Below are 21678 nucleotides of genomic sequence, written 5' to 3'. Positions count from 1 at the left end.
TGCAGAACTATTTTTTGTAATGACCGATAATTTATCTTCCAAATGCTTCGCCCCTGCTAACCACTGTACGGGCGAAGCATTTGCAGAACTATTTTTTGGCAATGACCGATAATTTATCTTCCAAATGCTTCGCCCCTACTGACAACTGTACGGGCGAAGCATTTGGAGAACTATTTTTTGTAATGACCGATAATTTATCTTCCAAATGCTTCGCCCCTACTAACCACTGACCACTAACCTAATGTAAAAAGTGCCTGACACCAGTGACAACCATGAGTAAACCCAGTTCATTAGCGGCTTTGATAGAGTCTTTATCTTTGAGACTTCCCCCTGGTTGGACAATGGCAGTAATTCCGGCTGCTGCTGCGGCTCTGACGGTATCATCGAAGGGGAAGAAGCCGTCACTAGCGAGAAATGCTCCTTGGGCTTTTTCTCCAGCTTGTTCGATAGCGATTTTTGTCGAACCAACGCGGTTCATTTGTCCAGCCCCTATACCCAAGGTTGTGCGATCGCTCGCAATCACGATAGCATTGGATTTAACGTGTTTGCAAACTTTCCAGGCAAATAGTAATTCCGCTAACTCACTGGGGGTGGGTTGACGCTCCGTGACAACTTGCCATTGACTAGGATCAGCAATGATATCATCAGCAGATTGGACTAAAAACCCACCTGCTACTACTTTCACAGTTTCTTTTGGTCCAGTCAATAAATCTGGTAAAATCAAAACTCGGACATTACCTTTTTTAGTTAAAATTTCCTGGGCTGCTTCGTCACAACCAGGAGCAACCACGCACTCTAGGAATGTCTTCGTTAATTCCGTCGCTGTGGCTGCATCAATAGGACGGTTTAAAGCGACAATTCCGCCAAAAGCAGAGGTGGAATCAGCATTAAAAGCTTTTTGATAAGCGTCAAAAATGTCTGCTGCTTCCGCAGTTCCACAGGGATTAGTATGTTTGATAATTGTTGCTGCGGGACTATCTGTAAATTCAGCAATTATCCGCCGTGCAGCTTCCAAATCTACCAAATTATTGTAGCTAAGTTCCTTCCCTTGCAGTTTGGTGGCCGCAGCCCAACCTGTAGCTTCATTTCCTGTTTGATACCATGCTGCGGGTTGGTGAGGATTTTCCCCATAACGCAAAGATTGGAGTTGTGTACCGGAAATAGTAAATTCTTGGGTTTGTGTGCCAGCTAAATAGGCAGCAATGGCATGATCATAACTAGCAGTATGCAAAAATCCTTTTAACGCGCATTTTTGGCGAAACTCTAAAGATGCTGCTCCATTTTGGCGTAATTCTTGCAAATACTCACCATATTGGGCAGGATCACATAATACCGTCAAATGGGCGTAATTTTTAGATGAAGCCCTTAACATTGCCGGGCCACCAATATCAATTTGTTCCACTGCGTCAGCTAGGGTAACTCCTGGTTTAGCAATAGTTTCCGCAAAAGGATAAAGATTCACAACTACCAAATCAATGGGTCGAATTTGATTATTTTCTAAATCTGTTATATCTTGTTCGACATCCCGCCGTGCTAAAATACCGCCATGAATGCGAGGATGAAGAGTTTTCACCCGACCGCCTAAAATTTCCGGTGAACCTGTATAATCAGAAACTTTTGTAACTGGTATGCCAGCATCTTTCAGGGTTTTGGCTGTTCCCCCACTGCTGATGATATCAAAGCCAAATTCTTCAACTAAACTCCGGGCTAAATCGCCTACACCAGTTTTATTAGATACACTCAGCAGGGCTAAACGCGCCATAATTCCCCAGATTCCTTTGGACTAAATTGCTTTCTGTGATGAACATTCTACCGAAAGGATGGTCAGAATCATAATTAGCCTGGGGAGTATTGGCAAAATATGAAAATGCGTAGGTTGGGTTGACAAAGGAAACCCAACAAAATCTCAAAATGTTGGGTAACGCTATCGCTCCACCCAACCTACAATTATCTTTAATTCTTATCTCAATTATCCATGACTCCAACATTAGATTTTATTAGGGTTTCTCCACCAAAAAACCAAACACCAGACGCTTTAATCGTCACTCTACATGGTTGGGGTGCAAATGCCCAAGATGTGGCATCTTTAATCCCTCATGTCAATTTACCTGATTACGAATTTTTACTCCCCAATGCCCCCTATCCTTATCCTTATGCTGATACAGGTAGGGCATGGTATGACCTGCGGACGGAAAATATGTATGATGGATTAAATGAAAGTAAACAACTACTGATAGATTGGTTGCTCTCTTTAGAAAGTAATACAGGTGTACCGTTATCACGCACAATTTTGAGCGGATTTTCTCAAGGTGGGGCGATGACTTTAGATGTAGGATTAAGCTTACCCTTGGCAGGGTTAGTAGTGATAAGTGGCTATTTACATCCTAGTGTGGCCATGCTGAATCAAGGTAATTTTCCGCCGACATTAATCATGCACGGGACACAGGATGAAGTTGTTCCTCTCCAAGCGGCAATTAAGTCGAGAGATGTGGCACAATCTCTAGGTGTAGCAGTGGAATATCATGAATTTGCCATGGGACATGAAATTAATTTCCAAATGCTAGAAGTGCTACGAACTTTTGTTGTCAACACAATTGGTCAGCTTTAGTTACAGAATTTTTACAATTCCGGTGAAATTCACAAGAATTTTTACAAATTTAATGCTCGTTAATGAGTAAGATAGTAAAGGTGGAATCAACTCCACCCTCAGCTGAATGTAAGCGCTGCAAAAGGGAGGGGCAAGCATTATGAAAACTCTAAGCATTTCCAAAACAGAAATTTCTGCTATGACAGCGACAGAGGTAAAAGATTTGGCTACACGTCTGGAATTAGATAATTATAGTAATGCTTTTGAGGGTTTAAATGATTGGCATCTATTGCGAGCAATTGCTTTTCAGCGTCCAGAGTTAGTTGAAGCCTATATCCACCTCTTAGATTTAGAAGCTTACGACGAAGCCTAAGAATTTTAGATTTTGGATTTTGGATTTTAGATTGGGTGGGACGGGCTAAAATCAAAGGTAATCGGAATTTTGCCCCAAAATGCCATCATTTACAAATCTCAAATCTAAACGGGTTATTATCTGTGTAGGCGGTGGTATAGCCGCCTATAAAGTCTGTGAATTGGTATCTACACTGTTCAAATCGGGGCTAGAAGTGCGAGTTATTCTCACTAAATCTGCCCAAGAATTTATTACTCCTTTAACTTTATCTACTTTATCCCGTCATCAAGCTTATACAGATGATAATTTCTGGCAGCCCATTTATTCTCGTCCTTTGCATATTGAGTTAGGTGAATGGGCTGATTTAATTGTAATTACGCCTTTAACTGCTAATACTTTGGCTAAGTTAGCTTATGGAATGGCGGATAATTTGCTAACAAATACGGTTCTCGCTTCTACCTGTCCGGTGTTGTTAGCACCTGCCATGAATACAGATATGTGGCAACAGGTAGCAGTACAAAGAAATTGGCAGCATCTATTGACAGATAGCAGATTTTATGGTATGGAAACAGGTTCTGGGTTGTTGGCGTGCGATCGCATTGGTGCTGGTAGAATGGCAGAAGCCGCCGAAATATTTGTTTATATTCAATCTTTATTACACACCCAAGGCAAGAGAGATTTAGCCGGGAAACAGGTTTTAATCAGTGCTGGGGGAACGCGAGAATATTTAGATCCGGTGCGATTTATTGGCAATCCCTCCACTGGTAAAATGGGTTTAGCATTGGCACAGGCTGCACTGCACAGAGGGGCAAAGGTAATATTAGTCCATTGTCCGGCGAATTGGGATGTACCTTTGGGAGTAGAAGCAATTCCGGTTGTGAGTGCAGACCAAATGCAGCAGGTAATGTTCAAGCATTTAACCAATGCAGATATAATTATCATGTCAGCCGCAGTTGCAGACGTAAAGCCTAGAGATTATAGTAGCGAAAAATTGCCCAAGCGATCGCTTCCTGAAAATTTACCTCTAGCAGCAGTACCAGATATTGTCGCTGAAATTGGAAATCGTAAACAACCCCATCAATATTTAATTGGTTTTGCAGCACAAACTGGAGATATTATTACTCCTGCGAAAGAGAAATTGCAAAGAAAGAAATTAGATGCAATTGTCGCAAATCCTATTGATAAAGTTGACAGTGGTTTTGGGAGTGATCATAATCAAGCGGTGTTTTTAGATAAAGAAGGGAGAGAGTTAGAAATTCCGACTTGTTCTAAATTGGAAATGGCGCATTATTTGTTTGATTTTGTTGTTTAATGGAATAAAATTATATTGTACTTTCTTTAGCATTCTGGAAATCTGCAAATAATTCATCTTCATTAATACCTCTTGTTTCCAGCAATTGTTGGATTTTTTGGACTGCTGCTTGTAAAGCCATTAAATCTTGTTTTTGAGGAGTAGGTTGTGTTGGTATGTAGTAACCTATTGGGACTCCATGAGAAGTAATTGCAATTGGTTCAGATGCTTGTTGTGTGTACTTATGTAAATTAGCCCGAAATTCTTTAATACCTACAGATTGGATGTCCATAATGGTGAATTGACAAATTGTGTACACCTAAGTACACTATAATATAAACTTTGGGTTATTGAAGTTATTGATAATAAAAATTTATCTTTTATCAGGCTGGAAAAGAGATAACTTTGACCATTTTCCGTCGTATTTATCCCCAGCAAGTTAGGATTATAGAGATTTTTGTTTATCAAAAGCTCAGTAAATCATTTAATAAATGTCAATCATTATACAAGTGCGAGTGATTTAATTAGGGTACATAATGAAGTAAATTTAGTCCTATAGTGTATAATGGAGATGTCCAGTCAATACTACTGGAATATGAACAATTCCGATCTTGATAGAAATCTTGATATAGAAGAACTAGCTGAGTATATAGCTACGGCATCTCAAACGATAGTTAATGAGATGAAAAAACAAGGTGAAAATCATTTGGATTTTAATGAAGCTGTTCAAGCAATGAAAAATGAATCATTAATAGAGCAACAGAAATGTCAGGAGGATTTTAATGCAAGAAGATCTCGAATTAAAAGAAAATTTAATAGAAGAAGATGAGATTTTAAGCTTAAAACATTTTATTTATTTGGATAAAATAAAATTACATTCTTATTCTTCTCAATTATTTGGAGGTCTAGTACAACTGAGAAGATTAACAGAGAATGAAGGTACTAAATCTACACAAAGTTCAGGTGAAGAATATAAGGAAAGAATTCAAGAGGATGGTAAAGAAGGTGAAATAAGCATTGGTCCCAAAAATTATGCAGGTGGAGCTAGTGGAAAAACAGTAGATAAAACAACCCAGAAAGATGGATATAAAAAAGGGGTTAATACTACATCCGATGAATATTTATATTCTACCACTGAAGATATTGTTGAACATGACTATGGCTATCTAACATTTGAAGAAATATTAATAAATAAAGGAATTTTAAAAGAAATAAAAGACATAGAGGAATTAGAAAAATATTCATCGTTAATAAAAATAACTGGAGTTTGTAGATTTATTGATTGGGATTCTATTATAGAATTATTTAGTCATGATAATGTAATAAATCTTTTTTTACCAAATTCTGACCAAAATAGTAAGAAGGGTTTTAAGCAGAATACTCAACAAAAAAAAGAAGAAGAAAATCATTTGAAAACTACAAAAGCTGGATTAGAGATAATCAAAGCATTTTCAATTGGTTCTGTTACAGTCAATACTAATATAGGAAATTCAAATCTAATAGGAACTATAAATCAAGAACACCTTCGGATAACAAGAGATCAACTTAGATCAGCATATATTATGCCAGGGGATGTAGAAATGACAATAGTTGGATTTATACCGAGAAGAGGAATAGAAAAAATTACTTTTCCTGGTCTTTCAGGATTAATAGATATGACAGAAGTATGGAAAGCTTGGACAGGAGAAATTGACTTAGTAATAGAACCAATAGCAATATATACAGAAATTAAATAGAAATTTATATTCAGCTTATCTTCTAGTTGTAATTGTAGGTTGGGTTAAGCAAAGCGCAACCCAACAACAATTAATAAATGTAAAAATTACGCGACTTTCAAAGACTTAACTAATGAAAAAAATATTGATAAAATGGGAACGTCAAACTAAAAAACTAGGATTTTTAGCAGCTATTATGGCCGTGAGTATGATTGCATTCTTCATGCTATCATTCCCCTTAAATGCTCAAATTCCTAAATCCACAGAATTACGGGGAGTATGGTTAACAAATATTGATAGTGACGTTTTATTTGAGAGTAATCGTCTAAAACAAAGTTTACGAACATTACAACAACTCAACTTTAACACCGTTTATCCCGCCGTCTGGAATTGGGGATATACACTTTATCCTAGTAAAGTCGCAGCCAAAGTTATTGGTAAAGCAGTTGACCCTACCCCCGGACTGCAAAAGCGAGATATGCTCAAAGAAATAGTCACCGAGGGACATAAACAAAATTTAACAGTAATTCCCTGGTTTGAATTTGGCTTTATGGCACCTGCTGATTCTCTCCTCGCTAAAAATCGTCCTACTTGGTTGACAAACCGCAGAGATGGCACAAAAATAGTCAAAGAAGGAACACATAACCGAGTTTGGTTAAATCCCTTTCGTCCCGAAGTGCAACAATTTATTCAAGATTTGATAGTAGAAATAGTCAAAAACTATAATATTGATGGGATTCAATTTGATGACCATTTCGGCTTACCATCAGAACTAGGATATGATGCCTACACCACAGCATTATACAAAAAAGAACACCAAGGAAAACTTCCTCCCGCAGACTTCAAAGATCCAGAATGGGTAAATTGGAGAGCGAACAAAATCACCGACTTTATGAAACGAGTCTTTACAGCAATTAAAGCAAATAAAAAAGATTGTATCGTTTCCGTTGCTCCTAATCCCCAGCGTTTTTCCTACGAATACTTCCTTGCAGATTGGCAGAAATGGGAAAGAATGGGAATAATTGAAGATTTAGTTTTACAGATTTATCGAAATGATTTAAACGTCTTTATCAGCGAATTAGAATATCCCGAAGTCAAACAAGCCCAAACTCATATTCCCGTCAGCATTGGCATTTTAAGTGGGTTAAAAAATCGTACAGTTCCCATGGAACAAATCAAAACCCAAATAGAAAAAGTACGAGAGCAAAAATTTGCTGGTATTTCCTTCTTCTTCTACGAAACCCTCTGGAACATGAGCCAAGAAAAACCCCAACAACGTCAACAAACATGGCAAAAAATATTCCCCACACCCACAAACTACCCCAACCTATTAGCAAACTGGAAACCGTAGAAAATTGGTAAAGAAAATCTGGCGTTGCAGAATTAAAGGATGAAAGTGAAAAATTTAAAAGCATAAACTTTGCGCCTTTGCTCCTTTGCGCCTTTGCGCGAAACATAATTCTATGCAACGCCAAAATTCCTAACTACCGATACCCAAACGCCCAGCTAAAGCCGGAGTCAAAGGTAAAAGAGTAGCAATCATTAAAAACAAAGCCAAAAGGCATAAAGCCGCTCTAGCATCATCTGGTTCACTGATTTCATTCAAACTAGGACGTTCTAAATCCCGTTGTAAAAACAAAATCACAATTGCCCAATACATCGCCAAAGGATTACCTAATGATACGATAGCCAGTAAAACTATCGTCGCAAAGGTGGTTCTCCCTGCGGTTTTGCGTCCATAAATCGCTTGTACAATTCTCCCCCCGTCCAATTGTCCAGCGGGCATTAAATTCAAAGCAGTAATGACTAATCCTAACCAACCAACAATTACCAAAGGATGAATATTCACCAACGGAGATTGTAAAGCCGAACCGAGGACAACTCGTGCCAAGCTACCGACTAAAATTGAACCTTGGAAAAACTGATTGGGTAATTGAAATAAACTGCCTGGGTGGGACAGTAGCAATCCTATTACCAGTAATAGTAAGGAAGTAATCCCCCCAAAAGCCGGTCCAGCCAAAGCAATATCAAATAAAGCATTCCGGCTAGGGACAAGGGACTCAAACCGAGTAATTGCCCCAAAAGAACCAATTTGCACCGCTGGTAAAAAGAATGGCCAACTTAATTTAACTTGGTGACGACGTGCTAATAACCAATGTCCCACTTCGTGAGAGATCAAAATTACCAATAAACCCAAGGCAATAGGTAAGGTTTCGGCAAAGCGTTCGGGGTTACTGAATAAATCGAAATTCTGTAATATACCCCCCACTTCTAAGCTGGTAGCGATAGTTGCTATCAACAAGATCACCGCAAAAGCTTTTTGTGCTAACTGGGTGCGTTGGGGGTCTGTGCGGCTAGGGAGAACAATCATCACAGGTTTACTGTCAGTATCTTCTACCAAAAACAGCCGATATTTATCATCTAACCGTTCTCGTAAAGTTTTCGTCAGTCGGTTGTGAACGGCTTCTGGTTCTCCGCGCAAGTTGCCTTTAAAAACTACTCCTTCTTGGTAGGGAATAGTTTCGGTGGCAAAAAATGTGTCAATGCCAAAAATGCCTCTAATTAGGCTTAAATCTGCTTCAGGTATGGGTGTTGGTGCTAATTGTAGTTCTGATACTACGACTGAACTGTCTTTATCACCTTCGCTTGCAGTTTGGGCAGCGAGTCGCTCTGTTGCCCGTTGTTTGAGAATAGCATCTTGTCCCGCGTCCCGTAATTTTCTACCCAGGAAAATATACAATCCAGCGGAAGCTACCACTAAGAATAAGATACCAACGATGTTGATATAAATCCCAGCGGCAAATAATCCAAAGAACAAAAGCCAGGGAGTCATTAAAACGAGGGATTGTAACCAGGCTAAGATGCCTAGTTTACCAAAAGGTCTGGCGCGATAAAAGCCCCAGCCTAAAATGCCGGACGCTATCAGCACAATGGCTGCAATTATAGGAGTTTCCGATGAAGTCAACATCTCTAAACCTTTGCTATTGAGACCGAAGCTAGTACCGCAGTGCGGAATTAAAAATTAAAAATTAAAAATTAAAAAAGCAGATTACACAAGCTTTTGTCAAATTTTTAATGGTTGATTGACTTACGCCGTTGTGTACTAGTACAAGTCTGTTTTTCTATATATTTTACCATTTTTGAGGATAAAATCAATAAATAAGTTGATTTGTTTTCTGCTCAAATTGCGCTATGTTGTGGTGACACTACACGCAGTTATCAGGCTTTAAGTAATATTCTTTTGTCAAAGAATTGACAAAGTGCAATTTTTATGATTTGAAAATTCGCTACAAAAGGACAGTATCAAAGTTCTGATGCTGTTTCAGGGGCAATAATTTCTCCAGCACCCAGTTTTAACATTATATCCTGATCGGTAATCAATTCTTTGAGTTCTTTAACTTGCAAATTCATTTTTTCACAAGCTTGGCGTAATTCTTGAGCAAATGTATTAATATCATCCCCATAACCACACTGACACGCAGCGGTTTCTATTCCCTGGTTGGCGTTTGCTCTAGCACAATCTACTAATTCTGTATCATGTAATGGTTCTGGAGATGCCATAAGTGGATTTTTTAATATTTATCTATTTCCATTTCGCAATTATATTAGTTATTAAATATTTATTTATCTGTCTTTAGTCTGAAATTTTTATTAATTAATATGGCATTTGTTTGTGTGGTGAACTGTAATTTTTTTTAACGAACCGCAGAGGCGCAGAGGTCGCAGAGGTGGAGAATGAAGAGATGGAGATTTTTATATTTAACAAAACGATACATTTACAATCTTTATCTGCACTCTCTCTTGGGGTATATATTAGGTAAGGAAGTAGTATGGGTATGGGGATATGGTGACACTAAATATTGATGATTTTCAGGAAGTTGATAAATTTCGGAGTTTACAATTAACTTTACGCGATCGCTGGAAAACTAGCGAGTTATTCGATAATAGTGAAGCGGATATTTTAATTATTCCTTCTTTGAGTATAGATCAGCGGGAATTACTCAAGGTGGAAGGCTGTGAGCATTATGAGGAAAGGTTACTTTTTTCGTTAATGCGGTTACGAAATCCCCGCACTAGGTTGATTTATGTGACTTCAATGCCGCTTCATCCTAGCATTATTGACTATTATCTGCAATTACTTCCGGGTATTCCTTTTTCTCATGCTCGTCATCGGTTATTATTACTTTCTACTTATGATTCTTCTTTAAAACCTCTGAGTCAAAAAATATTGGAACGTCCTCGCTTATTAGAAAGAATTCACAAGGCTTTGCGGTTAGATAAGGCTTTTATGGTCTGTTATAATTCTACTTTTTGGGAATCGGAATTATCTCTAAAGTTGGGTGTACCTCTATATGCTGCTGCACCAGATTTACAAATTTGGGGAACAAAAAGCGGCAGCAGACAAATTTTCAAAGAAAGTGATGTCCCCCTTCCCGACGGTAGTGAGTTAGTCAGAAATACCAACGATCTAGCCAATGCTGCGGCTGATTTGTGGGAACGTCAACCCACATTACAAAGAATGGTAATTAAGTTGAATGAAGGGTTTTCAGGAGAGGGAAATGCACTCTTAGATCTAAGACAAATAATGGATTTTGCACCGGGAAAAGCTGATCATATTCACAGGGTAGCAGCTATTAGCGATCGCTTTCTAAATTTACGCTTTCAATCTTTACAAGAAACTTGGGCAAATTTTTCCCAACGCATTCCCGAATTAGGGGCAATTGTTGAAGCTTTTATCGAAGGAGAAATCAAAAATTCTCCCAGTGTTCAAGGCAGAATTACACCCAATGGAGAAGTAGAAATTATTTCTACCCATGACCAAATTTTAGGGGGTCCAGACGGGCAAATTTATATAGGTTGTCGTTTTCCTGCGGATGCAAATTATCGCTGTGAGTTACAGGAATTAGGTTTAAGAGTTGGCAAAAAATTAGCAGAGAAAGGAGCTTTGGAAAGATTTGCAGTTGACTTTGTGACTGTTGATAAAGGTGATGGTAAATGGGATATTCAAGCCATTGAAATTAACCTTCGTAAAGGGGGAACAACTCACCCATTTATGACTTTAAAATTCCTCACTAATGGTCGTTATGATTTATCCACGGGTTTATTTTATAGTCAACAAGGTAGACCAAAATATTATATTGCCACAGACAATTTGCAAAAAGCTAGTTATCAGGGATTATTACCTAATGATTTAATGGATATTATCGCCCACCATAGACTACATTTTGATAGTGGCACGGAAACAGGTACGGTATTTCAGTTCTTGATCAAGAAACTAGCGGTGATTATACTAATCGTGCTATGTTTTCTGATGACAATTTTCCTCTAACTGGAGATGGATATAGTTGTTAAAATTTTGAGGTGCTATGTTACAAATATCACAAATGTATAAGGAATTGAACTTACCTAAGTATTTTATAGTTGTATTATGGTTTTTATTATCACTGATGGGAGTGGTAATGTTGTTGGGAACGTTCCAACCTGCTAACACTAATAATCCCTTAGAAACAAGCAATACCGTAGTATTACATGACCAACAAGAACAATATAAACTGGGAAAATCTGTAGAAATTTTCCAAGATCCAACCCAACAGTTAACAATAGCAGATGTTAGTCAACAGCCACAAAAATTTACCCCCAGTCATACAGATATCCCGAATATGGGCTTCTCTAAATCTGCAATTTGGGCTAAGGTAAAGTTACAAAATCATAGCACTGTCACCTCAGAATGGTATCTTCAAGGCGCACCTAATAATGTGGATCAGGTGGAATTATATATTCCTCAAGGAAATACCTGGATTAAAAAACAAATTGGTCGCTTACTGCCTTTTTCTAATCGTGAACTGTCAGATCGTAAGCTTATATTTATCCTCCCTTTAGCTGTAGATGAAGAAAAGACTATTTATTTGCGATATACCAGTCAGGGAACTATAGCCATTGATGTCATTCTCTGGACACCTCTTGCTTACTATAAAAGTAGTTCTACCCAGCAACTATTACTGGGTGGATTTTATGGGATTTTATTGAGTTTTGTAATCATAAATTTACTGCTGGTTTGCTTATTAAAAGATGTTGTTTACCAATACTATATTCTTTTCATAATTGGTGTGAGTGGTCAGTTTTTCATCAGATATGGTTTGGCCTTCCAATATCTATGGCCAGAATTTCCTGGATATAACATTCCTGTTTTATTAATATTTCTATGCATTATTCTAGTAGGCTGTTCCAGCTTCTTTATCTCATTTTTGCAAGTGCGTGTTTATAGTTATCAACTCTACAAACTCATGAATTGGTTTCGCTGGACTAGTGTGGGATATACTTTATTTAATTGGTATTTTCCTGTTCGTAATAGCATCATTATTATTATGTTGTTGTTGATAATTATGTCTATAGTGATGATTTATGCTAGTTTCTACATCTGGTCTAAAGGTTTTACTCCGGCTCGATTTGCTATTTTAGCATTTAGCTGCTTTTTATTAGGTATAGCTATGTTGTGTGCTACCTACCTTGGTTGGTTATCTGTCAATCCATTGACTGAAGCATTTATTCGTCTTGAAGTAATTGGCTTATTATTTTTTTTAGCCATAGCTTTAAGCGATCATATTAATTTACTGAAAAAAGAACGCAACAAACTAGCATCAGAACAACAAAAACTAGCCATGATAGTGGAAAATAGTTCAGAATTTATTACTATTACTAATCTTAATGGAGAAACAATTTTTATGAATGATGCGGCGAAGAAAATGATCGGTTTAATTGGTGAAAATTATGATTCAGAAGTAAATATATTAGATTATCTTTGTCCAGAGGAGCGAAATTTATTTGAATCACAGATTTTGCCAACTGTATTAGAAATAGGAAGTTGGGAAGGAGAATTAAAATTTTGTAACTTGAAAACAGGAACAATCATTTATAGTATCGCTTATTTTTTATTAATCAAGGATCAGCTAACAGCAAGAACCACTAATTTAGCATCTATTATTAGGGATATATCTCCAATTAAACAAGCTAAAAATGAGATAATTGAGGCACTAAAAAAACAAAAGGCTATTAGCGAAATGAAATCGCGCTTTATGACAATGTCATCCCATGAGTTTCGCACACCTCTAACCATTATCTCCTCATCTACAAGCATTTTACAAAACTTTGGCGATCGCCTCACTTCAGAAAATAAACAGGGACACCTAGAAACTATCCAAGAAGCTATTACTCGGATGATTCAACTTCTAGACGATGTCCTCACTATCAACCGCGCTGAAGCTGAAAAAATAGAATTTAACCCAGAATTAAGTGATATAATTACTTTCTGTCATGATCTCAAAGAGAAAATAGAAACTACTTGTCAGCACCATACCATTGACTTTTCTTGGAACTTAGGCGCAGGAGTTGCAGACAGTTCTCTAATTGTTAATTTTGATCAAAAACTCTTGCATCAGATTCTCACTAATTTACTGACTAATGCCATTAAATACTCACCTGGAAAAACTTTAGTTGATTTTAATTTAACAAAAGAAAATGACCAACTGATCTTTAAAATCACCGATAGTGGCATCGGTATTCCTGAAAAAGATCAGGTTAATTTATTTGCATCTTTTTATAGAGCCTCTAACGTCGGTTCGATTTCTGGCACAGGTTTGGGATTATCCATAGTGAAAAAATGTGTAGATTTGCACAAAGGCAAAATTATCTTAGATAGTCAAGTAGGACAAGGAACAACATTTACAGTAATTATTCCCCGGGAACAGTAAAAACTTATTTACCGCTTAATTATACTCCAATGATTAACATTAACGCTAACAATACAAATACACTATACTAATCATGTGTTAACATTAAGCATGGGTTGAGCATTCTGGAAAATAGTTAATAACTTGATTTTAAATGCTCAAAGGCCGATAATTAGTAGTTTTGAGAATTGATTGATTTTTATATTTTAATCTTTAAAAGCCTTAATGGACGGTTGCTTCTCGGTTCACTGCATAAATCCCCATTGTCAACGTCCCTATCCTCAACCCTGGGGAAACAAATTCTGTAACAGTTGTGGCGCACCGCTGCATCTGTTAGATCGTTATTTCTCTCTTAAACCTCTCGGTGCGGGGGGATTTGCCCAAATTTACACAATTTGGGATGAAAAGACACAGACAGAAAAAGTGCTGAAGGTGCTGGTAGAAACCTCACCCAAGGCGCTGGAATTATTCAAGCAAGAAGCGGAAGTTTTAAGTAGTTTCCGTAACTCTGGCGTACCAACAGTTGATGCTGACGGATATTTTCAAATTAATTTGGTTAACCCTAAACCCTATCAATTACCATGTTTGGTGATGGAAAAAATCAATGGCTACACTTTAGAGGAAGTATTAATAAATTCTCCTCAAGGTTGTTCCGAAGATTTGGTAATAGGTTGGTTTATTCAAGCTGTACAGATTTTACAGGAATTACATCAACGCCAAATTATTCACCGAGATATAAAACCTTCTAATTTAATGTTGCGTACTTCTACACCCGCAACCCCTGGGAAGGATGATAAATTGGTGCTAATTGATTTTGGCGGCGCTAAACAATTTAGTGGTTCAGTTTTGCGATCGCATCCCACCTCTACACGCTTGTACTCTTCCGGTTATAGTCCTTACGAACAAATTCGCGGTGGTAATGTTGGCCCAGCCGCAGATTTTTATGCTTTAGGACGGACTATAATTCAACTACTAACAGGTAAGTATCCGCCAGACTTAGAAGATAGTCTGACAGGTAAATTACGCTGGCGTAATTACCGACAGATTAAATCAGATTTAGCGGACTTGCTTGATGAGATGGTACAGGATGATCCGAAATTTCGTCCAGCGGATGCAGCTATTATTTATAAGCGATTAATCAAGATTGCTTCTTTACGTCCACACAAGGGGTTATTGATCAGCGCAGGTCATTTTGTCGTAACATCAATTACTGATATTACTCAATTCATAAGTAATACTACTGTATTTATAATTGAGGGAATATATAAATTTTTATTAGCTTGTTTGGCGACTATTTGGGTGATGATTCTGACAAGTATCTGCGCCGGAATCGGGACTATAATTGGTTTTGTCCTGGCTTACCATACCAGTTTAGGCGATCGCTGGCTAGAATTACTAACCTATCCATTACCAACATTAGTCGAAAAACAACCTTATATAGCCGCAGAAACTATAGTTTATGGTTTTGCAGGTTTGGGAACAGGTTGGGGATTAACCTTATCAGGTTGTTTTGGGCAAAAGCGGCGGTTTCTGATCACAGCTTTAATGGGTTTCATTGGCTACAGTTTAGGCTGGGTAGCTTGTCAATTCATCACCACTCCAAATCCGGCGGAAAGCTTAGTCACATGGATTTTAATCTCACTTCCCCTCTTAACCCTCGGCTTAGGTCTTCGCAGTCATCAAATCGCTTATGCTGTCATTGCAGGTTTAGGTAGCGCCAACTTGATAGCCATTTTCGTGGGTTTAGGATTGGGACTGCATTTATTCCATTTTTCCAGCCAACCACAAGGGCTGGATGTATTTTCACCCATAGGTTTTTTTAGTTTAGTGAGTATCTTAATTAGTTTTTCCTTGAGTATAAGCCATTACCTAGTTGTCCCTAGCTTACGCTGGCTAGGTTGGCGATAACAATTAAAAATTCGGTATTAGTAACAATACCTTGTCCATTCTCTGTAGGTTGGGTTAAGTGACAGCGCAACCCAGCGCTCATGTTGGATTTCATGCTGATTGCTTGGCCTTCACGCAGTGTCCCGCAGGGATACGTTTACGTTCCACAACCCAACCTTGTATCTTATGGATTATTTAACTTTTCAAGTCTTGCGTGTCTTTTTTGCTGATGCAAGCGGTAAATTTTTATTTATCTATTTTAGCTCAATATGTAAAATTGCCCCATCAAACTCAAGCTATGATTGAGGATGGCTATATTCACCAACTGTAAAATCAATGGACAGACGATCTTTTTTATTGGGTACAAGTACCTTAACACTTTCTCAATTGATCACAGGATGCGGAACAAACCAGCAACCTCCCTTAAATGTACAGCTATTAAAAAATTCTATTCCTGGTCAGGTAGTTAATCAGTTTCGGAAAACTGTAACTCAAGGGGGAAAATTGAAATTTACCCCAGTGAATCAGCTTCAGGAGTTATTTAAATTATTACAGACTTGGCAACAACCGCCAACTAATAATCAGCAAGAATGGACTCGTTATTTACCATTTAATCAAAATCAAAAATCACCGACTGCTAATTTAGTTACCTTGGGAGATTATTGGTTACAAGCAGCAATTGATCAAAAACTAATTCAACCATTAGCAACAACAAATATCAAAAATTTAGCTAACTTAAATGAAAAATGGCAACAACTAATTAAGCGTGATCAAGAAGGTAAAATTTGGGGTGTTCCTTATCGGTGGGGGAATACAGTAATTATTTATAATCAAGAAAAGTTTCAACAATTAGGTTGGAAACCAACAGATTGGAGTGATTTATGGCGGAGTGAATTACAAAATCGGATTTCTTTACTTAATCATCCCAGAGAAGTAATTGGTTTAGTTTTGAAGAAATTAGGAAAATCTTATAACACGGAAAATATCAAGCAAATTTCTGCACTAAAACCAGAATTACAAGCATTAAATCAACAAGTCAAATTCTATGATTCTCAAAACTATCTAGAACCATTAATTACTGGGGATACTTGGTTAGCAGTTGGTTGGTCTCATGATATTATTCCGGTAATCAGTCGTTATCAAAAATTTGCCGCAGTTGTTCCCCAATCAGGAACAGCAATTTGGACTGATTTATGGGTAAGTCCTACAGGTGTTAGTAATGATGGTTTAGCATATCAATGGTTAGATTTTTGTTTACAACCCAATACCTCTAAACAAATTGCCTTACTAACTAAAAGCAATTCTCCTGTGGACAATGCTATGGTCCTGGGGGATATTCAGAAACAGTTACAGAATTTATTATTAACTGATGCTGAAATTCTGGCCAAAAGTGAATTTATACTCCCCTTACCTCCAGCAGTCATGAAAGAGTATGAAGATTTATTCATCAAGATCAAACAATCATAATTTTGGCAAGAAGAACGGAATCCAACTTTGCTTTTGATGATTCATTCTTGAGGATAATTGGTGACTTTGTCTCTTTGGACTCTAATCCATAACTGCTGACTTTTGTGAAATTTTAAGTTCAGTAAAGATGTTTGTAATCAATAGGGCTTACGGACTGGTGGAGTTTTGGAAAATAGCCTGGTTTTGAAACCAATCCTTTCCTATCTGAATAGTAATATCTGAACCGATATTACCAGTGCTTTCTACGCGTACTTCCCCAAATCCCAAGAGACTACGGACTGATTCGGCACTATCTCCATCTCCTTGTTGTGCCACAATGTGAGTTATATCCAGGGGTTGTCCCCAGGGTTTGGAGACAAAGATATTTTTATATCCAGCTTTTTCCAATGTTCTAATTAGGGGACGCAATTGAGAGCGATTGTTCCCTGTACTATCCTGAATAGCTACACGCAGATGACTAGGTTCAGCAAACGATATTTCTGCCGTCTTCGCTTCTAAACCGAAATGCTGCGTCATTACTTTCGCAATATTCCGCCCATCTGGAACCCAGTAGCTGGCATCAAACTCATGATTGTCGCTAAAGCGTCCAGGTAGCATTAACATTTGCATATTCGAGCGATTGATTTTTGAGCCAAAACCAACCAGCGCTACTAATTCCTCAACAGATAAGTTAGTATCAATATTTTCCTTAACAACATTGAGAATGTCTGGTAATTTCGTGATGGTTGTCGGGTTCAGAGTCTGTTCAATTAAGGACCGCAACACCATTTGCTGGCGCTGAATTCGACCAATATCTCCCAGTTCATCATGACGATAGCGGAGTAATTGCAATGCCTGTTCACCATTGAGATGTTGTTGACCCGCTTTTAAATTAATGTATAAATGCTGGGAATCATCCCGATATTTCATATCTTTGGGAACATAAATATTCACTCCCCCCAAAGCTTCAATTAGCTTACTAACGCCCAAAACATTAATGCGAATATAGCGATCAATTCCTACTCCACCTAAAAGATTACTAACGGTTTTCGCCGTTAACGCTGGTCCACCCTCTGCATTAGCCGCATTAATTTTTTTCACTCCATACCCTTCAATTTCTGCACGGGTATCTCTAGGCACAGAAAGCATGACTATTTTTTTTGTCTCTGGATCAAATTTGATCAACAGCATGACATCAGAAAGACCGTCAAAAGAATTAATTTGGGGTAAATAACTCAGATTTTTGCTGTCAGAAGGGGGGTTTTGGACATCTGGAGGCAGTACGCTCATCCCCATTAGCAGGATATTAACAGGACGAGTTAGTTGGGAAAATTGTAACCCATTGCCAGAAATACTATCCCCATCAAATACCGCTTCCTCCTGGGGACTGAGTTGAGCTTGTTGCAAAGGCGTACTTTCCCAAGAAACCGCCAACAACGCCCCTGCAAGTCCAGATACTAGGGCAATCCCACCCATACCCACCGCAAACCATAGCCACCGTCCTAATTTTGATGGGCGGGAATTTTGCCCTTTCCCCTTATATTTAGCTTTTGCGGCTCTTTGTTGTGCTGCTGATGTTTTTTGACTAGTCACAGACTTCCTCTCACCTACGATTTTAAATAAAGTAAATTTGCCGACTCAATACATCCCAAACAAATCAGACTATAATAGCTAACTTCTCATCAAATTTGCTATAATAAACCTCCGAATATACAACAGAATTCACAAACCAGGGGTTAGGGGTGAAAGCCTTTTTATTAATCTTGAGATTTTGATTTCAAATTTATACTTCCGGCAATCTGTAACGGGCTGCGATAATTTCTATGATTTTCCGATTTGCTATTTAATACTTATGCCATAGTCGCTCTGCCAAGTTGCTAAATCCTGGTAAACGGGAAGATTTGCCTTGAATGACCCGGAAAATCAACCAAACACTGACTAAAAAGTAACCAGAAGTCAGAAAACTATTGAGAATTAACAAGCGCAGTGTCAAAAGATCTGTTGCTGCTCCAGTAGTTAACAATAAATAACCTAACATCCAGATAAAGGCCAAGGTAATAGATAAACGGCTGGCAGTAACTTGTTCCCGGCTACCCTGACGCTGGTAGAGAGTCCACAGCGAGGGAAAAAAGCCGATAATGGGAATCAAATATAAAATAAGTTGTGTTTTTGAGATATCTGTATCTTTTGCTGGCAAGTTATCCATAGTGGTTGATGTGATCATAAACTAGAGATGGTGAATAATAGTCATTAAGTTAGAGATAATAACCTAAGTTGCTAATTAGGTAGGGGCAATTAACAATTTCAATTACCAATGACCAACTTCCATGGGATTAATACTTTGTCAAGAAGAAATCAATTTAGTTCTATAGTGTAATTACCTAAAAATGCAAACACGTAAGCTACTCAATTGGTGGCAAACATTGACACCTATAGCGAGATACTTAGCGATCGCGCTACTTGCACCGTTATTAGTTCTCAATGGTTGGGCTATTGCCGCAATTTTCAATTATTTTCACTCCCTGATCGTTATTTTAGTCGGAGCTTCGGTAATAGCATTTTTACTCAACTATCCCGTAAGTTGGATGGAAAATCACGGAGCAAAACGAGAGCAAGTAGCCATCCTCGTATTTTTGTTAGCATTATCCATTTTATTAGCTCTAGGTGTCACCCTGTTTCCTCTCGCCCTGACTCAAGCCCAACAACTGGTGGCGCGTTTACCAGACTTAATTGATTCAGGACGTTCACAATTAATGATACTCAATGGCAAGGCAGAAAGTGTAGGTTTACCCATTAACTTAGATGCTTTAGCCGCCCAAATCAATGATCGCGTCAAAGGACAATTACAGTCCATAGCTGGACAGGTGCTAAATCTAGCCGTGATCACTGTTACCAGTTTGTTGGATTTCCTACTAACAATGGTATTAACGTTTTATTTATTACAGCATGGCGGTGAACTTTGGCAAAGTTTAGTAGAATGGCTACCTTCTAAATTTCGCGCTCCCTTTTCCAAAACAGTCCGTTTAAGCTTTCAAAACTTTTTTATCACCCAATTAATTTTATCAACCTGCATGGCTTCCGCGCTGATTCCTACCTTTTTATGGCTGAAAGTTCCCTTTGGTCTATTATTTGGGTTAACTATTGGAGTCATGGCACTTATCCCCTTTGGCGGTTCTGTGGGTATCGCTTTGACAACTTCTTTGGTTTCACTCCAAGATGTTTCTATGGGGGTGAGGGTCTTAATAGCTGCCGTAATCGTGCAGCAAATTCTCGAAAATCTGATTGCACCCCGAATTTTAGGCAGTTTTACGGGTTTAAACCCCGTTTGGATTTTAATTTCTGTCTTAACTGGAGCGAGAATTGGCGGACTTTTAGGAGTAATCGTGGCTGTCCCCTGCGCTGTGGTTATTAAAAGCATCATCAGTGCTATTCGCCCCTCAGCACTGAGTCTTGATCCAGAAGACTCTTCTCTGGATGATATAGCCACACCTATGACACCAGAAGCATCTCCAAAAGTAGAAACCAATAATTCCTTGAGTGTTTCATAAGACCTCGCGGTAAGTGGGAAACGAGCGTGTCTTTAGACTTTCTGGTAAAAAGCCTAGTTCTGTATTGGGTAGATAAGATCTAGTAAAAACGTTATTGCTGTTATCTATCGAGGAATAAGCAAACGCACCTAATAGCATAACACTAGCGGCTGCTAAAACATAACGTCTGCCCAAACTTACCCCATAACGTCGTTGCAGAAAATTGGTTGTGATAGAATTCATAATTATTTCCTCAATTACTCCAGATTTTCGGGTGTCTATTGCAAAAGACGTTGCTAATCTACTAATTGTTCACTATCTCATCCACAGATTCATAAATCCTCAATCGTTACAGTTTTGGTAACAACTGTTCCCTGTTCCCTGTAGATAAACATCAATTATTCTTACTCACAAATACAAACCCCCGCGTCTTGGCTGCTGTTGAATCAACAGTATTCATTGCCTTCCATAAATCTGCTGTTTTCACCCAAACAGGTGGATATTTATAGCGCGAAACATCCATAATTAAAAATCTATCGGTTAACTCGTTATATGCAGCTAAAGGCGAAATATGTCCACCTCGTTCTTGACCAATTTCCTGACGTAAATAGTTAATAATAATAAAATTTCCTGGTTGCTTTACATTCTCTGCTGCTAACTTGCGAAACTCTGCTAAATTTATCCCACCAGCATGATACACCTTAACTTGCACATCATAACTTTCCAATAATCCTCCTAACTGATCTAAAGTCATACCTTGACGGGAAACAACTTCAGAATTTACGACTTTTCTAGTTTTTTCATTACTAAAAAAGTTATCTTGGGTAAATACTCGAAATGGTTTATATTGTGGTGCTTCTGGTGCAGGAATTTTCAAGCTATTTAGCACCATCACCATACTAGCAACTCCACAATATGCCTGATTAATTTGGGTGACAAATTGTGTACTTAATGGGAAAAAATCACTTTTTGATTTACTAGCAATTAATAATGTTTCACCTTCAGGAGTATCAAAACCAATCAAGTTAGGGGAAAGTGATAATGTTTGAGCAAAAACATTTCCTTTCGCTAAACAAATGCCTAAAATTATAACTCTAATTGATGTTTTGATAGGATTGATTGCTGCCAATTTCATAGTTTATTTTC

Annotated in this window: 19 protein-coding genes; 11 read left to right on the top strand and 8 right to left on the bottom strand. The window is 38.0% G+C overall.

Features of this window, described 5'->3' with window-relative positions; genetic code table 11:
• Positions 1 to 238: 238 nt before the first annotated feature.
• The gene (gene purH, locus FJR06_RS21045; protein ID WP_168652209.1) at positions 239 to 1762 is read right to left on the bottom strand and encodes a bifunctional phosphoribosylaminoimidazolecarboxamide formyltransferase/IMP cyclohydrolase; all 1524 of its coding nucleotides are present in this window, start codon (positions 1760 to 1762) and stop codon (positions 239 to 241) included.
• Positions 1763 to 1975: 213 nt separating this feature from the next.
• Here purH and FJR06_RS21040 point away from each other — a divergent pair, with 213 nt between their 5' ends.
• The 3 genes from FJR06_RS21040 (at position 1976) to coaBC (ending at position 4251) form a co-directional block, all read left to right on the top strand.
• Complete coding sequence (locus FJR06_RS21040) at positions 1976 to 2608, top strand: alpha/beta hydrolase (protein WP_015078553.1); 633 nt, start codon at positions 1976 to 1978, stop codon at positions 2606 to 2608.
• 139 nt (positions 2609 to 2747) lie between these two features.
• On the top strand, positions 2748 to 2960 hold the full coding sequence (locus tag FJR06_RS21035; RefSeq protein WP_015078552.1) for a DUF2555 domain-containing protein: 213 nt from the start codon (positions 2748 to 2750) through the stop codon (positions 2958 to 2960).
• A gap of 79 nt (positions 2961 to 3039) precedes the next feature.
• Positions 3040 to 4251 carry a bifunctional phosphopantothenoylcysteine decarboxylase/phosphopantothenate--cysteine ligase CoaBC gene (coaBC, locus tag FJR06_RS21030; protein ID WP_168652208.1) on the top strand — a complete coding sequence of 404 codons (1212 nt, stop codon included), beginning with the start codon at positions 3040 to 3042 and terminating at the stop codon, positions 4249 to 4251.
• A 10-nt stretch (positions 4252 to 4261) separates the two neighbouring features.
• Here the strand turns inward: coaBC and FJR06_RS21025 are convergent, their stop codons facing one another.
• Complete coding sequence (locus FJR06_RS21025; RefSeq protein WP_015078550.1) at positions 4262 to 4522, bottom strand: type II toxin-antitoxin system Phd/YefM family antitoxin; 261 nt, start codon at positions 4520 to 4522, stop codon at positions 4262 to 4264.
• Between the two features lie 303 nt (positions 4523 to 4825).
• Here FJR06_RS21025 and FJR06_RS21020 point away from each other — a divergent pair, with 303 nt between their 5' ends.
• The 3 genes from FJR06_RS21020 to FJR06_RS21010 all read left to right on the top strand — a co-directional run bounded on the left by FJR06_RS21020 (position 4826) and on the right by FJR06_RS21010 (position 7296).
• Entirely contained in the window at positions 4826 to 5059 is a 234-nt protein-coding gene (locus FJR06_RS21020) for a hypothetical protein (RefSeq protein ID WP_041457607.1), read from the top strand.
• A complete protein-coding gene (locus tag FJR06_RS21015) occupies positions 5013 to 5966 on the top strand; it encodes a hypothetical protein (RefSeq protein WP_015078549.1) in 954 nt (317 codons plus the stop codon). Before FJR06_RS21020 ends, FJR06_RS21015 begins: the two co-directional genes overlap by 47 nt.
• A gap of 112 nt (positions 5967 to 6078) precedes the next feature.
• A complete protein-coding gene (locus tag FJR06_RS21010) occupies positions 6079 to 7296 on the top strand; it encodes a glycoside hydrolase family 10 protein (RefSeq protein ID WP_168652207.1) in 1218 nt (405 codons plus the stop codon).
• A 129-nt stretch (positions 7297 to 7425) separates the two neighbouring features.
• Here FJR06_RS21010 and FJR06_RS21005 read toward each other — a convergent pair whose 3' ends face one another.
• The gene (locus FJR06_RS21005; RefSeq protein WP_015078547.1) at positions 7426 to 8913 is read right to left on the bottom strand and encodes a site-2 protease family protein; all 1488 of its coding nucleotides are present in this window, start codon (positions 8911 to 8913) and stop codon (positions 7426 to 7428) included.
• A gap of 335 nt (positions 8914 to 9248) precedes the next feature.
• Complete coding sequence (locus FJR06_RS21000) at positions 9249 to 9506, bottom strand: hypothetical protein (RefSeq protein ID WP_015078546.1); 258 nt, start codon at positions 9504 to 9506, stop codon at positions 9249 to 9251.
• A 283-nt stretch (positions 9507 to 9789) separates the two neighbouring features.
• Here FJR06_RS21000 and FJR06_RS20995 point away from each other — a divergent pair, with 283 nt between their 5' ends.
• From FJR06_RS20995 to FJR06_RS20980, 4 genes are all read left to right on the top strand, one after another.
• On the top strand, positions 9790 to 11274 hold the full coding sequence (locus FJR06_RS20995; RefSeq protein ID WP_371724277.1) for a carboxylate-amine ligase: 1485 nt from the start codon (positions 9790 to 9792) through the stop codon (positions 11272 to 11274).
• Positions 11275 to 11311: 37 nt separating this feature from the next.
• Positions 11312 to 13693 (top strand): 7TM-DISM domain-containing protein, encoded by a 2382-nt coding sequence (locus tag FJR06_RS20990; protein ID WP_168652206.1) that lies wholly within the window; start codon positions 11312 to 11314, stop codon positions 13691 to 13693.
• A gap of 204 nt (positions 13694 to 13897) precedes the next feature.
• Positions 13898 to 15580 carry a serine/threonine-protein kinase gene (locus FJR06_RS20985; RefSeq protein ID WP_168652205.1) on the top strand — a complete coding sequence of 561 codons (1683 nt, stop codon included), beginning with the start codon at positions 13898 to 13900 and terminating at the stop codon, positions 15578 to 15580.
• A gap of 315 nt (positions 15581 to 15895) precedes the next feature.
• Complete coding sequence (locus tag FJR06_RS20980) at positions 15896 to 17026, top strand: extracellular solute-binding protein (protein ID WP_168633856.1); 1131 nt, start codon at positions 15896 to 15898, stop codon at positions 17024 to 17026.
• A 147-nt stretch (positions 17027 to 17173) separates the two neighbouring features.
• Here FJR06_RS20980 and FJR06_RS20975 read toward each other — a convergent pair whose 3' ends face one another.
• A complete protein-coding gene (locus FJR06_RS20975; protein ID WP_168652204.1) occupies positions 17174 to 18598 on the bottom strand; it encodes an LCP family protein in 1425 nt (474 codons plus the stop codon).
• Between the two features lie 250 nt (positions 18599 to 18848).
• Positions 18849 to 19229, bottom strand: coding sequence for a hypothetical protein (locus tag FJR06_RS20970; RefSeq protein ID WP_168633858.1), 381 nt, complete (start codon positions 19227 to 19229; stop codon positions 18849 to 18851).
• Positions 19230 to 19392: 163 nt separating this feature from the next.
• Between FJR06_RS20970 and FJR06_RS20965 the strand changes: the two genes are divergently transcribed.
• Positions 19393 to 20553, top strand: coding sequence for an AI-2E family transporter (locus tag FJR06_RS20965; protein WP_015078540.1), 1161 nt, complete (start codon positions 19393 to 19395; stop codon positions 20551 to 20553).
• On the opposite strand, the gene FJR06_RS20960 is transcribed toward FJR06_RS20965, so the two are convergent.
• Together FJR06_RS20960 and FJR06_RS20955 are read right to left on the bottom strand one after the other, a co-directional pair.
• Complete coding sequence (locus FJR06_RS20960; RefSeq protein WP_015078539.1) at positions 20548 to 20775, bottom strand: hypothetical protein; 228 nt, start codon at positions 20773 to 20775, stop codon at positions 20548 to 20550. The two genes, FJR06_RS20965 and FJR06_RS20960, sit on opposite strands and share 6 nt — an antisense overlap.
• A 151-nt stretch (positions 20776 to 20926) precedes the next feature.
• A complete protein-coding gene (locus tag FJR06_RS20955) occupies positions 20927 to 21667 on the bottom strand; it encodes a phytochelatin synthase family protein (protein WP_168652203.1) in 741 nt (246 codons plus the stop codon).
• Positions 21668 to 21678 lie beyond the last annotated feature (11 nt).

Origin of the sequence: Dolichospermum sp. UHCC 0352 (assembly GCF_009711925.1) — a bacterium.
In the GTDB taxonomy this organism is placed as follows: Bacteria; Cyanobacteriota; Cyanobacteriia; order Cyanobacteriales; family Nostocaceae; genus Dolichospermum; species Dolichospermum lemmermannii.
This window is presented reverse-complemented; position numbering and strand designations above follow the sequence as displayed.